The following is a 16324-nucleotide window of genomic DNA, read 5'->3' on the forward strand; positions in this document are numbered from 1 at the left end:
AACATCACCGATGGCGCAACCATGACAATTATCAATGACGATGCAGCCGCAGTAACCATAGCTAATGTAAGTGGCAACGAAAACGATGGTTCCATCACGGTAACAGCAACATTGGACAATGCCGTACAGGGCGGGTTTACAGTAGATGTGAGTACGGCAGACGGAACGGCCACTACAGCAGATAGTGATTATTCCGCTGTAACGAGTCAGACCTTAACCTTTACAGGAACTGCCAGTGAGACCCAGACCTTCACAGTGACACCTACAGGAGACACTAAATTGGAGACCAATGAAACCATCACTGTTTCACAATCTAACTTGGCAGCTACAACATTGGGAGTAAACATCACCGATGGCGCAACCATGACAATTATCAATGACGATGCTGCAGCGGTAACCATAGCTAATGTAAGTGGCAACGAAAACGATGGTTCCATCACGGTAACCGCAACATTGGACAATGCCGTACAGGGCGGGTTTACAGTAGATGTAAGTACAGCTGATGGAACTGCCACTACAGCAGATAGTGATTATTCTGCTGTAACGAGTCAGACCTTAACCTTTACGGGAAATGCCAGTGAGACCCAGACCTTCACAGTGACACCTACAGGAGATACTAAATTGGAGACCAATGAAACCATCACTGTTTCACAATCTAACTTGGCAGCTACAACATTGGGAGTAAACATCACCGATGGCGCAACCATGACAATTATCAATGACGATGCAGCCGCAGTAACCATAGCTAATGTAAGTGGCAACGAAAACGATGGTTCCATCACGGTAACAGCAACATTGGACAATGCCGTACAGGGCGGGTTTACAGTAGATGTGAGTACGGCAGACGGAACGGCCACTACAGCAGATAGTGATTATTCCGCGGTAACGAGTCAGACCTTAACCTTTACGGGAAATGCCAGTGAGACCCAGACCTTCACAGTGACGCCTACAGGAGATACTAAATTGGAGACCAATGAAACCATCGCTATTTCACAATCTAACTTGGCAGCTACAACATTGGGAGTAAACATCACCGATGGCGCAACCATGACAATTATCAATGACGATGCAGCCGCAGTAACCATAGCTAATGTAAGTGGCAACGAAAACGATGGTTCCATCACGGTAACAGCAACACTGGACAATGCCGTACAAGGTGGGTTTACAGTAGACGTAAGCACGGCAGACGGTACCGCTACCACAGCAGATAGTGATTATTCTGCTGTAACGAGTCAGACCTTAACCTTTACAGGAACTGCCAGTGAGAGCCAGACCTTCACAGTGACACCTACAGGAGATACTAAATTGGAGACCAATGAAGCCATCACTGTTTCACAATCTAACTTGGCAGCTACAACATTGTCGGTAAACATCACCGATGGCGCAACCGTAACCATATTAAATGATGATTTTCAGGCTACAGTAACTACTAGTGATGCAAGCTCAATAACATCAAATACAGTTGATTTGGGAGGAGAGGTAACAGCAGAAGGATCTTCGTCGGTTACGGCACGAGGAATAGTATATGCAATTACCTCGGAAAATGCTACCCCACAAATAGGAGGCGCAAATGTAATTATTGATGATAATGGAATAGGTTCAGGTGTTTTTAGTGAAACTATTTCCAGCTTGGCAGCGAACACCCAATACTCTTATGTTGCTTATGCCACTAACACCCAAGGCACAAGTTATGGATCTGTGAAAACATTTTCGACTACAACATTAGGTATAGAAGAAGAGTCGTTAAAAGTTTCAATAAATGTATACCCAAATCCGATTAATAATCTATTACATATAAATACTAATAATATCAAGCTTGAGAAAGTAATAGTATATGACATTTTAGGAAAAGTGATAAAGAACATTGAAATCGAAAATAAAGTGATTGACTTTTCTAATATGAATAAAGGTATTTATTTATTAAAAATATTGACTGGTGAAGGAACACTAGTAAAGAGAATTGTTAAGAAATAAGATTAAAGATAAATTTAAAAGATTTTTATTACTTAAAACCTACAAAGCCTTTCCCAATTGGAAAGGCTTTTTGTTTATATTTGCTTGTACTCAACTTTTTTGTCATTTTCGCGAAGGCAGAAACCTATTTAAACTGAAACAAATATCATCTTAAGTACAGTCAAATGAGTCTACAAATATGAACGAAAATCTAGATCCATCCAACGAAAATTTCTCTCCAGAGGAATTAGATGTAGAAAAAAAATTAAGGCCACTATCCTTTGATGACTTTACAGGTCAGGATCAAGTTTTAGAGAACCTCCAAATCTTTGTTCAAGCAGCGAACTTAAGAACAGAAGCATTAGATCATACGTTGTTTCATGGTCCTCCAGGGTTAGGTAAAACGACCTTAGCCCATATATTAGCGAACGAATTAAATGTTGGTATAAAAATAACATCGGGACCTGTTTTAGATAAACCAGGCGATCTAGCAGGTTTACTTACTAATTTAGATGATCGCGATGTATTGTTTATAGATGAAATTCATCGATTAAGTCCCATCGTAGAAGAGTATTTATATTCTGCTATGGAAGACTATAGGATTGATATTATGATTGAGTCGGGTCCTAATGCACGATCCGTACAAATCAATTTAAATCCGTTTACATTAGTAGGTGCTACAACCCGTTCCGGGTTATTAACCGCACCAATGCGTGCACGTTTTGGTATTCAAAGTAGACTGCAATATTATAAAACAGATTTACTAACAACCATCATACAGCGAAGTGCCAGTATTTTAAATATGCCAATATCTATGGAAGCGGCTATAGAAATTGCTGGACGAAGTAGAGGCACGCCAAGAATAGCAAATGCTTTACTACGTCGTGTTCGAGATTTTGCCCAAATAAAAGGCAATGGAACCATCGATATTAAAATTGCAAAGTTTGCCTTAGAAGCTTTAAATGTAGATGCACATGGATTGGATGATATGGACAACAAGATTCTATTAACCATCATAGATAAATTTAAAGGTGGACCTGTAGGCCTCACAACTATTGCTACAGCGGTTAGTGAAAGTCCGGAAACCATAGAAGAAGTATATGAGCCTTTTTTAATTCAACAAGGGTTTATTATGCGAACACCTCGTGGACGAGAAGTTACCGAGCAAGCTTATAAACATTTAGGTAGAATAAAAGGAGATATTCAAGGAGGGTTATTTTAATATTGGTGTCATTCCTGCGGAGTCAGGAATCCACTCGATACCATAAGAGTAACATGTTAAAAAAAGCATTTTAATAATCTACGCATGCCAAAATACAGATACCCAAATAAGCTTCCCTTTTATAAATTCTTAATAAAATCATCTACCATAGCAAAGAACCCCATTCCATTTCACAATAAATGGTTTAATGAAGTGGGCGATACATTTGCAATTAAATCCCCTTTTTACGGACACATCGTTTTAACACGAGATGCTGTTGTGACAAAACACATGCTTCAGAAAAACCATAAGGTATATTATAAATCTAAAATTCAAACTACCTATTTATCAAAATATGTTGGTTATGGTTTATTAACTTCAAGTGGCGATTATTGGTTAAAACAACGTCGGTTAATTCAACCTGCATTTCATAAAGAGAAAATTCAAAATCTAGTTGAGATTATTGATAAAGCTATAAACGAACAGGTAAAGAATATTAATGCAGGCGGGTTTGTAGAATTATATCCAATAATGAATGAGTTGGCGTTCGAAGTAGTGGCTAAATCATTATTTAATTTTTCAGCAGAAAAAGAAACCTTAAAACGATTGCAGTTTATTATTGAAAAGTTACAACTGTTTATTGTTAAAGAATTAAGAATGCCATATAAAAAATTATGGTACACAGTATCGGGAGAGATTAGATACCATATGAAACTGGTAAAAGAAAGTAGAAATATCATTAATACAATTATAGACCAAAGACGGGAATCAAAAGAAGCACATGATGACCTTCTGGATATGTTACTCTCTGCAAATTATGAAGATGGAACATCAATGACTAATGAGCAATTAATTGATGAAATATTAATTTTATTTGTAGCAGGGCATGAAACAACAGCCAATGCATTAACCTTTACATTAAAATTGTTGGCTCAAAATAAAGAAGCTTTGACAAAGGTTGAAACTGAGGTTGAAGAAACGAATGTTAAAAACTTAATGCCTCTTCAAGAGATTTCTCAGCTTAACTACACGAAGTGTTGTATAGAAGAAAGTCTTCGTTTATATCCTCCCGCCTGGATAACTGATAGAGTAAATATTGAAGACGATAAAATAGATGACTATGTATTAAAAAAAGGAACCATTATAGGGGCATCCATTTATGAATTACATAGAAATAAAAATTATTGGGATAGTCCAGAAGTATTTAAGCCATCTCGTTTTTTTGAAGAAAACAAAAAAGAAATAATGCCTTATTATATGCCATTTGGCGCAGGGCCAAGATTGTGCATAGGCAATAATTTTGCTATGTATGAAATGATTTTGGCAGTAAACACAATATTGAAAAAATTCGATATATCTACCGATAACGATACTATAAAAGTAAACCCTTTAATAACACTAAAACCTGTTGATGTAAAATTGAAGTTTACTTTAAAAACTTAAATAGTTCTATAGTGTCAAGCTGAGCGCAGTCGAAGCCTAAAAGGAGTTACTTGTTAAACGAGCACTTCGACTGCGCTCAGTATAACACCATAGAATTCATTTATAAAAGCTTTACATAAATAATAGCTGAATGAGGGATCAAACCCAAGAAATGAATTTAAAAACTAAATATACAAACCTCATTAAAACCGAAGCCAAGCGCCTAGGCTTTTTATCATGTGGTATAAGTAAAGCGCAGTTTTTAGAAGAAGAAGCACCTAGATTAGAAAAATGGTTAAATAAGAATATGAATGGGCAAATGCAATACATGGAAAACCATTTTGATAAACGTTTAGACCCAACAAAATTAGTAGAAGGTTCTAAAAGTGTTGTTTCACTGTTATTGAATTATTATCCATCGGAACTTCAAGAAGACAAAACAGCTCCAAAAATTAGTAAATATGCTTATGGAAGCGATTATCATTTCATAATAAAAGATAAACTCAAATCACTTTTAAATTTCATTCAAGAAGAGATCGGGGAGGTAGATGGACGTGCTTTTGTAGATTCTGCTCCCGTTTTAGATAAAGCCTGGGCTGCAAAAAGTGGTCTGGGTTGGATTGGAAAACACAGTAATTTAATAACTCAACAAATAGGCTCTTTTTATTTTATAGCAGAACTTATTATCGATTTAGATTTAGAATACGATTCACCAACAACAGATCATTGTGGTACCTGTACAGCATGTATTGATGCCTGTCCAACCCAAGCAATAACAGAACCCTATGTAGTAGATGGCAGCAAATGTATTTCTTATTTCACCATAGAATTAAAAGAAAATATTCCAACAGAATTTAAAGGACAGTTTGATGATTGGATGTTTGGCTGCGACGTATGTCAGGATGTGTGTCCATGGAATCGATTTTCGAAACCACATAGCGAACCACTTTTTAACCCACACCCAGAATTATTATCTATGACCAAAAAAGATTGGGAAGAAATTACAGAAGATACCTTTAAGAAAGTCTTTCAAAAGTCCGCAGTAAAACGCACTAAGTTTTCAGGTTTAAAAAGAAATATCAATTTTTTAAAAGATTAGTTATTTCCTTTAATAGGATTATTATCTTTGTTAGTTTAGTTAATTAAGAAATAATTATGAGCGAAGAAAGCAAACGAAGAGAGGCCCTTATATATCACGCAAAACCAACTCCAGGTAAAATAGCAGTAGTTCCAACTAAAAAATATGCTAGCCAAAGAGATTTATCCTTAGCCTATTCACCAGGTGTAGCAGCACCCTGTTTAGAGATTGAAAAAAATAAAGACAACGCTTATAAGTATACGGCAAAAGGAAACCTGGTAGCCGTAATTTCTAATGGTACTGCGGTTTTAGGTTTAGGAAACATTGGTCCAGAAGCATCAAAACCAGTGATGGAAGGAAAGGGACTTTTGTTTAAGATTTTTGCCGATATTGATGTGTTTGATATTGAAGTAGGAACCGAGAATATTGATGAATTTATTCAAACGGTAAAAATGATAGCCCCAACTTTTGGTGGTATCAATTTAGAAGATATTAAAGCCCCAGAAGCTTTTGAAATAGAAAGGCGACTTAAGGAAGAACTAGATATTCCTGTGATGCATGATGACCAACATGGTACAGCTATTATTTCGGCTGCTGCGTTGATAAATGCTGTAGAATTAGCAGAAAAAAAGATTGAAGATGTTAAAATAGTAATAAGTGGAGCCGGTGCTGCTGCCATCTCTTGTTCTCGTTTATATCAATCCTGTGGTGCAAAACGAGAAAACATGGTCATGCTCGATAGCAAAGGTGTTATAAGAAATGATAGAGAGAATCTAACTGAAGAAAAAGCAGAATTTGCAACTCACAGAAAAATAGATACTCTAGATGAAGCCATGAAAGATGCCGATGTTTTTATTGGTCTTTCAATGGCGAATATTGTATCTCGAGATATGTTATTAGCTATGGAGAAAAACCCAATTGTTTTTGCTATGGCCAATCCAGATCCAGAGATAAAATACGATATAGCCGTTGCTACACGTAAGGATATCATTATGGCTACAGGGCGTAGTGACCATCCTAATCAAGTAAATAACGTGTTAGGGTTTCCATTTATATTTAGAGGTGCGTTGGATGTTCGTGCTACAAAGATTAATGAAGCTATGAAAATGGCTGCTGTTAAAGCATTAGCTAAATTGGCAAAAGAGCCAGTTCCTGAGCAGGTTAATATCGCTTACGGAGAAACCAAACTTATATTTGGTAAAAATTATATTATACCAAAACCTTTTGATCCACGTCTTATCGCTGAAGTGCCTCCGGCTGTAGCTAAAGCAGCAATGGAGAGTGGTGTTGCTAAACACCCTATAGCTGATTGGGAAAAATACAAAGACACCTTGTTAGAACGATTAGGTTCTGATAATAAGTTGGTTAGATTGCTTTTAAATAGAGCCAAATTGAATCCGAAACGTGTAGTGTTTGCTGAAGCAGACCAGTTAGACGTTTTAAAAGCGGCTCAAATAGTTTATGAAGAAGGAATCGCGCATCCCATTTTATTAGGAAGAAAAGAAACTATAGAAGCACTTATGGCAGAAATTGAGTTTGATGCTGATATTCCTATTATCGATCCAAAAACAGAAGAAGAGAACCCACGTAAAAATAAGTATGCTAAAGTATATTGGGAGCAACGAAAACGAAGAGGTGTAACGTACTATTCTGCACAACGTTTAATGAGGGAACGTAATTACTTTGCAGCCATGATGGTTAACGAAGGTGATGCAGATGCCCTTATTTCTGGATATTCTCGCAACTATCCAACAGTGGTAAAACCAATGTTAGAACTTATAGGGATGGTGCATGGAGTAACGCGTATAGCAACCACCAATTTAATGATGACAAAAAGAGGCCCTTTATTTTTAAGTGATACCTCAATAAATATTGATCCTAGTGCTAAAGATTTAGCAAAAATCACTCAAATGACAGCAAAAGTCATTAAGATGTTTGGTTTAGATCCCGTATTAGCAATGGTGTCCTATTCTAATTTCGGATCTTCAGACCATGAAAAGGCATCAAAGATAAGAGAAGCTGTATCGTATTTACATCGTCATTTTCCAGATATGAATGTAGATGGTGAGTTACAAACAGATTTTGCTTTAAATGATGATATGCTTCGGGAGAAATTTCCTTTTTCTAAATTAGTAGGGAAGAAGGTAAATGCACTAATTTTTCCGAATCTGGATTCGGCAAATATCACTTATAAATTATTAAAAGAATTACATGAAGCCGATTCTATAGGCCCTATTATGATGGGTATGAAAAAGCCAGTACATATTCTGCAATTAGGAGCGAGTGTTGATGAAATTGTAAACATGGCAGCTATTGCGGTCATAGATGCTCAGCATAAAGAAAAATGGGAGTTAGAAAATGCTGGTAGGAAGTAACTTAATGTGAATAAATTTATTACATTTGGTCGGTTAACGAACAAAATACATGATAACTCATATTCAAGGGAAGCTTACTGAAAAAAATCCAACACATGTTGTTATAGAATGTAACGGAGTAGGTTATATGCTAAATATTTCATTACATACTTTTTCTCAAATTTCAGACACTGAGCATTTAAAGCTATTTACGCACCTGCAAGTTAAAGAAGATTCACACACACTTTATGGATTCTCCTCTTTGGCAGAAAGAGAAATTTTTAGACTGTTAATTTCTGTAAGTGGTATTGGAGCAAGCACAGCACGTACCATGTTGTCTTCATTAACACCAAAACAGATAAGAGAAGGGATTGCCTCAAACGATGTTGCTTTAATTCAATCCATAAAAGGAATTGGAGCAAAAACGGCACAACGTGTTATCATAGATTTAAAGGATAAAATCTTAAAGATTTATGATATTGATGAAGTTTCCGTTTCTCAGGGCAATACCAACAAAGAAGAAGCGTTATCTGCATTAGAAGTGCTTGGTTTTGTAAAGAAACAAGCAGAACGTGTTGTGGATAAAATTATGATGACACAACCTGATGCTAATGTGGAAACCATTATAAAACAAGCTTTAAAAAATTTATAGTAGACTTTGAACAAAACTAATCTCAGATTTTATAAATCAGTTAAAAATTGTCATACAAAGCGCAGTCGAAGTGTTTTTTTAATGTTTGCTCTACTATGTTCTCTAGTATCATGGTCTCAGCAACCCGTTCAGCAGGATTCAGTTAAAACAGGCTTTAGTTTAGGCCGCTTAAAAACACCAAATCCAAACAGCGTAGAATCCAAATATACTTACGACTCTTTTACCAATAGGTATATATATACCGAGAAAATAGGAGAATTTGATATTAACTTTCCAATTATTTTAACACCTGAAGAGTATTATGCTTTTGTTGCTAAAGAAAATTTAAAAGCCTATTATAAAGAGAAAATAGATGCTTTTGATGGTAAAAAAGAAGATTCTAAAGACGGACAAAAAAATCTTTTACCGGAATTTTATGTGAAATCAGGTCTTTTTGAAACTATTTTTGGAGGTAATACCATTGAAGTCATCCCTCAAGGATCTGTAGAGATGGATTTAGGAATTTTGTTTTCCAGGCAAGACAATCCATCATTTTCACCTAGAAACAGGAGTAATTTCACATTCGATTTTGATCAACGAATTAGTCTAAGTTTATTAGGTAAAGTTGGTACCAGATTACAAATAACTGCAAATTACGATACACAGTCAACTTTCGATTTTCAAAACTTGGTTAAGTTGGAATATACCCCTACTGAAGATGATATTATTCAGAAAATTGAAGTTGGTAATGTAAATATGCCTTTAAATAGCTCATTAATAACAGGAGCACAAAGTTTATTTGGTGTAAAGGCACAATTACAATTTGGAAAAACCACGTTTACAGGTGTGTTTTCTGAACAAAAATCACAGTCTAATACCGTAGTTGCTCAAGGCGGTGGTACGGTTGAAGAATTCGATTTATTCATAAGAGATTATGACGAGAATAGGCACTTCTTTTTAGCGCAGTATTTTAGAGGTAAATATGATGAAGCTTTACTTAATTATCCTTTTATAAATAATGGGGGGTTACAAATAACCAGACTTGAAGTTTGGGTAACTAATAGAAGTAATAGAACCGAGAATGTTAGAAATATTGTAGCGCTTCAGGATTTAGGAGAATCGTTTTACAACCCAGCAGATCCAGATAATGATCATATATTACTGGATCCAATACCACCTGGATTTATAACTAACGCTTCTAATATATTTCCCGATAATGGAAACAATGGTTTTAATCCAACGACTATAGGTTCAGGGTCTATTTTAACAGAACCCATTAGAGACATTGCGACTGCACAACAAGGTTTTGGGTCGCTTTCTGGGGTAGTTAATGAAGGCTCAGATTACGCCAAGCTGGAAAACGCTAGAAAATTAATACAAGGTCAAGAATACACTTTAAATTCAGAGTTAGGATATATATCATTAAATCAACGTTTAAATAATGATGAGGTTTTAGCAGTAGCATTCCAATACACCTTAGCAGGTGATGTATATCAGGTAGGAGAATTTGCTAATGACGGTGTCGATGCTACTGATGTCTCTACTAATCCATCAGGTCAGGTAACACAGGTTGTAAATTCTAATTTAATTTTAAAACTATTAAAAAGTAGTATTACTAATGTACAGCAACCTGTTTGGGATTTAATGATGAAGAACATCTATGATACGGGTGCTTTTAATTTAAGTCAAGATGACTTTAAACTGAATATATTTTATAATGAGGCCTCGCCATTAAACTTTATTAAACCTGTTGAAGGAACTACATTCCCACCTTTTGATAATCATACACCAATCGATCTGAATGACGATAAAGATATTATAGAAACACCGCTATTGAGATTATTTAATCTGGACAAATTAAACTTTAATAATGACCCTCAAAGTAACGGGGATGGCTTTTTTGACTTTTTACCCGGAATTACCGTATTACCGCAAAATGGAAAAATAATTTTTACAAAAGCAGAACCTTTTGGAAGGTATTTATTTGATGTATTAGATGATGATGGAAACCCCAATAATAATGATTTTGATTATGCTCAGGATACTTATACCAATCCTAATCAGGAGAAGTATGTTTATGATATTCTATACAAGGAGACAAAAACGGCTGCTTTAGAAGAAGTTGAGAAAAATAAATTCAGGCTTAAAGGGCGCTATAAATCTACTGGAGGAGACGGTATTCCTATAGGGTCTTTTAATGTACCAAGGGGATCTGTTAGAGTGACAGCAGGTGGGCGTGTTTTAGTCGAAGGCATCGACTATACTGTAAATTATCAATTAGGACGTGTTCAGATTTTAGACGAGGCTTTAAAAGCATCCAACACACCTATTGAAGTTTCAACTGAAAACAATGCTGTTTTTGGTCAGCAAACAAGACGTTTTACAGGAATAAACGTAGAACATAAGTTTAATGAAAATTTTGTATTAGGTGCAACCCTTTTAAATCTTAATGAAAGACCAATCACCCAAAAGGCAAATTTTGGTTCAGAACCTATAAATAATACCATATTTGGGGTTAATGGGAATTACTCAACTAAAGTGCCTTTTTTAACGCGATTAGCCAATAAGTTACCTAATATTGATACCGATGTAGAATCAAACTTATCCTTAAGAGGCGAGTTTGCATATTTAGCACCCGGAGCCCCAAAAGGAACTAATTTTAATGGAGAAACCACATCTTATGTAGATGATTTTGAAGGGTCGCAAAATGCTATCGATTTAAAATCTCAACAATCCTGGTTTTTATCCAGTAGGCCAATAGGTTTAAATGTACCGGGCAATCCAACTGAAGATGAAAATGGTATTCAGAATGGTTACCAAAGAGCTATGCTTAATTGGTATAGTATAGATCCTGTATTTTATAGTAACCAACGCCCTTCTGATATTATGGATGAAGATTTATCCAGTTTATATACCAGCCGCGTATTTATAAATGAGCTATTTCCAGATCGAGATTTGGTACAAGGACAAAATACAGTTCTTTTCACTTTAGATTTAGCTTATTATCCAGAAGAAAGAGGACCCTATAATTTTGAATCATCAGCAGCCGATGGTATTATAGATAATCCACAAAATAGCTGGGCTGGAATTACCAGACAATTAACATCTACAGATTTCGAACAGCAGAACGTCGAGTATATTGAATTTTGGCTACAGGATCCTTTTCAGGAAAACCCGACAAATTCTGGTGGAAAATTAGTGTTCAATCTAGGGAATATATCTGAGGATATTGTTAAAGATGGTCGGAAATTATATGAAAATGGGTTGCCTGAAGATGGAAATATTGGCTTGTTACAACCTACAGACTGGGGAACTGTAGTGCCACAAAATCAATCATTAGTTTATGCGTTTGATACTACAGGGCAAGAACGTACCAATCAAGATGTTGGATATGATGGTTACAGTGATTCTGATGAAAAGAATTTTGCCCAGACAATACCCGGAGGTTTTGATGTATTAGAAGACCCGGCAAATGATAATTATACTTATTTTTTAAATACAGAAGGAGATATCTTCGAACGTTATAAAAAGTACAACGGTGTTGAAGGAAATACACCGGATACCTTTACCGATACAGACAGAGCGGCTAATACACAACCAGATGTAGAAGACATTAATCGTGATAATACTATGAACACGATTGATAGTTACTATGAATATGAGTTAGAGATAACACCCGCTACGTTAAATTTAGAAACTAACCCACTAATTGTCGATTTTAAAAATTCTGAACCCAGAAGATTCCTTAATGATGAAGTTACTTCTGGCGAGAATAACCCTAAATGGTATTTATTTAGAATTCCTGTTGAAAGCGAGATTGCTAAATCTGTTGGCAATATAACAGATTTTAGATCCATTCGTTTTGCTCGTATGTATTTAAAGGGTTTTACAGACCCTACCGTATTTCGTTTTGGTACTTTAGATTTGGTTAGAAGTGATTGGAGACGGTATAAGCAGACTTTAGATGAGAATACAGGAAATGATGAAAATACTGAGTTTTCATTGGGTATTATAGGAACTATTGAAAATGGAGATGATGGGACTTATGTGAGCCCACCTGGTGTTGTGCCAGAAGAATTATTTAATAATAATACAGTAGTACGTCAAAACGAACAATCGTTAGTTGCCAATGTTTGTAATTTAGCATCAAGAGATTCCCGTGGTGCATTCAAAAATATCAGTATGGATATGCGCCAATATAAGCGTTTAAGAATGTTTATACATGCACAGGATGATGGTGCTGATGGTTTCCCGGAAGGAGAAGCAGGAAGAGGAAGATTAGTAGGTTTTATTAGAATGGGTAACGACCTTACAGAGAATTACTATCAAATAGAAATTCCATTATTAAAATCTGATAGAAATTCAACGGATCCTAACGAGGTTTGGCCAGATGAAAATGAAATTGATTTACCATTGGATATTTTAGGAAGAATAAAAGCTCAAGCTATATCAGATGGACCTTTGCCAAATAACGACCCAAGATTTTATGATGTTGTTAATGGAGATATTGTTGAAGCAAATAATCAGTTTACTGGGTATGTAACAAATCAACACCGTGTGGCAATAAAAGGAAATCCAAATTTTGGAGATATTAGAACACTTATGGTAGGAGTTAAAAATACAGATCCTTCCGATGTTTGTGCTCAGATTTGGTTTAACGAACTCCGCTTATCAGATTTAGATAATGAAGGCGGTTGGGCCGCTGTATTAAGTGTAGATACTAATATTGCAGATTTTGCTAATATAAGTGCCACAGGAAGAAAAAGTACTGCTGGTTTTGGAGGTCTTGAGCAAGGGCCGAGTCAGCGTAGTTTAGAAGATGTACAGCAATACGATGTAGTTACTAATATTAATGCAGGACAGTTATTACCAAAAAAATGGGGCATTCAGCTGCCTTTTAACTATGCTCAAAGTGAAGAGCTTATCACGCCCAAATACGATCAGTTTTATAAAGATTTAACTCTGGATTCTAGATTAGAAGCTGCAGATACTGAAGAAGACAGAAAAAGGATTAAAGGGCAATCTGAAGACTATACAAAGCGACAAAGTATTAATTTTATAGGTGTTAGGAAAATCAGGACCTCAGATGCTACACCTCGCTTTTACGATGTAGAGAATTTAACTTTAAATTACTCATTTAATAAAGTAGAGCATAGAGATTTTGAGATTGAAAATTCTGTTAATAAGACAATTAGAATTGGTGCAAACTATGCATTTAATTTCAACCCGATTGAAATAGAACCTTTTAAGAAAAACGATTCCTTATTTAGGGGGAAATATTGGAAAATTTTAAAGGATTTCAATGTAAACTTATTACCAACAAGTTTTACTATTAACACAGATGTTAATAGACAATTCAATAGACAAAAATTTAGAGAGGTAGACCTTACTGGAGACAATATTGGTATAGAGGAATTATTTAGAAGAAACTATACATTCGATTTTCAATACACCATTAATTACAATTTAACAAAATCATTACAATTCAATTTTACAGCAGCCAATAATAATATAGTTCGTAACTATTTTAAAGATGGTATTGTTAATGGAGAACAGGATCCAACATTGGATGTGTGGGATGGGATCTTGGATTTTGGAGATCCAAATAGGCAAAGTCAAAACTTAGGGATAACTTACCAGTTGCCAATTAATAAAATACCAACATTTAGTTTTCTTGATGCCACATATCAATACACTGGTGATTTTCAATGGCAAAAAGGATCAGACTTATATGGCAATATAACATTACCAGACGATCCTAATGTCTATGATTTGGGTAACACAATTCAGAATTCAAATGTTCATAGAATCAATTCAACCTTGGATATGAAAAAGTTGTATAAATATATTGGATTGGTAAAAAAACCTATTAGAAGAGTACAATCCAGATCAGCTGTAAATAGAGGAGCGCCTCCAGGACCAGGTGAGAAGAAAAAAGCGCCACCGAAAGCGAAGAGCCAATCTGTTACAAAATTATTAAATGCAGGTATAGACATCTTAACAAGTATAAAGAGAATTCAGCTTAATTATTCAGAAAACAACGGAACATTTTTACCAGGATACTTACAAACACCAGGTTTTGTAGGGACTTTAAAACCAACAACAGCATTTACATTTGGTAGCCAAAGAGATGTAAGACATCTGGCAGCAAGAAGAGGGTGGCTAACTGTTTTTCCTGAATTTAACCAACAATATACAGCAACTAATACAAAACAACTTGATATATCTGCTAGTTTAGAGCCAGTAAAAAGTTTGAAAATTGACATTATAGGGGGTCGTGGCTATCTTGAAAATTACACCGAAAACTTTAGAGTTACTGGAAATGCAGATGCCTATGAATACCAGTCACTAACACCAAACACCTTTGGTCATTTTAATATATCAACTATTTTATTAAAAACAGCATTTAGTAAAAGTGATGAAACGACTTCGGAAGCCTTTAATGATTTTAGAGAAAACAGGCTTATAGTCGCAAGACGATTAGCAGAAAGGAATGGTGCAAATTTAAACGATGTAGACCCTGATGGTTTCCCTAAAGGCTATGGAAAAAGCAGTCAAGCAGTATTACTACCTGCTTTTTTAGCTGCCTATTCAGGTCAAGATGCAGGTCGTGTAAAACTAGGAGCATTTAGAGACATACCTATTCCTAATTGGGATTTAAAGTACTCCGGTTTTATGAAGTTTAAATGGTTTAAAAAACGTTTTAAACGTTTTTCATTAACACACGGATACCGTTCAACCTATACCATAAATCAATTTCAATCTAATTTAGATTATGAGGCCATAGACCCAACTTTAGATTATGATAGTCAGACACCAAATACTAAAGATCAATCAGGTAATTATAAAAATGAACGTTTATTAAGTAATATAAACTTAACAGAGATGTTTAGTCCTTTGGTTAGACTTGATTTTGAAATGAACAACTCTGTTAAAATCTTAGCAGAAGTTAGAAAAGACAGATTGTTATCACTAAGTTTTGATAATAATTTGATGACTGAGGCTTTAACTAATGAATATATTATAGGGTTAGGGTATAGAATTAAAGATTTAAAAATACGCTCTAAATTAGCAGGACCAAGAAAACGTGTTGTAAGTGATTTAAATATGAAAGCAGATGTTTCTGTTAGAGATAATAAAACCATCATTAGATATTTAGATTTAGAAAATAATCAAGTAACATCGGGGCAAACTATTTGGGGGATTAAATACTCTGCAGATTATGCGTTTAGTAAAAACTTAACAGCGCTCTTTTATTTTGATTATACGTTTTCAGAATATGCTATCTCAACAGCATTTCCACAAACAACTATTCGGTCTGGTTTTACTATTAGGTATAATTTTGGTAATTAAAACTACCTAAAACGTATTCTGTCATTCCTGCGAAAGCAGGAATCTTTTAAATTGAAATACAATAAAGTAGATGCTTGCCTGTATTTCGATTATGCCTAATGTAAACTTCAGAATGACAAATCAAACCCATTAAATAAGTAAGGTCAATTTGAGTGTGAAATGTCTCATGTCAATTCATTTTTTTAAGCTAAATGTCTTATTGGTAAATTCCGTAATAATGATATGCTAGCTAATCACAGCGTTTTTAGATTTTAAAATAACATTGGCTTTAATACGGTATTTTATACTCAAATTGATATGGATGAGATTGGAATGTTTTTTTATTAGATAAT

General features: G+C 35.1%; 7 protein-coding genes. All 7 read left to right on the forward strand.

Features of this window, described 5'->3' with window-relative positions:
- A partial coding sequence (locus tag Q4Q39_RS13015; protein WP_303282944.1) for a T9SS type A sorting domain-containing protein occupies positions 1 to 1974 on the forward strand: 1974 nt, incomplete at its 5' end.
- 178 nt (positions 1975 to 2152) lie between these two features.
- Positions 2153 to 3175 carry a Holliday junction branch migration DNA helicase RuvB gene (gene ruvB, locus Q4Q39_RS13020; protein WP_303282945.1) on the forward strand — a complete coding sequence of 341 codons (1023 nt, stop codon included), beginning with the start codon at positions 2153 to 2155 and terminating at the stop codon, positions 3173 to 3175.
- An 84-nt stretch (positions 3176 to 3259) separates the two neighbouring features.
- Entirely contained in the window at positions 3260 to 4597 is a 1338-nt protein-coding gene (locus Q4Q39_RS13025; RefSeq protein ID WP_303282946.1) for a cytochrome P450, read from the forward strand.
- 151 nt (positions 4598 to 4748) lie between these two features.
- Positions 4749 to 5675: a tRNA epoxyqueuosine(34) reductase QueG gene (queG, locus tag Q4Q39_RS13030; protein WP_303283171.1), complete on the forward strand. Its 927-nt coding sequence runs from the start codon at positions 4749 to 4751 to the stop codon at positions 5673 to 5675.
- Positions 5676 to 5731: 56 nt separating this feature from the next.
- Positions 5732 to 8029, forward strand: coding sequence for an NADP-dependent malic enzyme (locus Q4Q39_RS13035; RefSeq protein ID WP_303282947.1), 2298 nt, complete (start codon positions 5732 to 5734; stop codon positions 8027 to 8029).
- A 49-nt stretch (positions 8030 to 8078) separates the two neighbouring features.
- Positions 8079 to 8660, forward strand: a complete 582-nt coding sequence (gene ruvA, locus Q4Q39_RS13040; RefSeq protein ID WP_303282948.1) for a Holliday junction branch migration protein RuvA — start codon at positions 8079 to 8081, stop codon at positions 8658 to 8660.
- 6 nt (positions 8661 to 8666) lie between these two features.
- Positions 8667 to 15992 (forward strand): T9SS outer membrane translocon Sov/SprA, encoded by a 7326-nt coding sequence (gene sov, locus Q4Q39_RS13045; RefSeq protein ID WP_486320962.1) that lies wholly within the window; start codon positions 8667 to 8669, stop codon positions 15990 to 15992.
- The last annotated feature ends 332 nt before the right edge of the window (positions 15993 to 16324 follow it).

Origin of the sequence: Flavivirga amylovorans, from assembly GCF_030540875.1 — a bacterium.
Taxonomy (GTDB): domain Bacteria; phylum Bacteroidota; class Bacteroidia; order Flavobacteriales; family Flavobacteriaceae; genus Flavivirga; species Flavivirga amylovorans.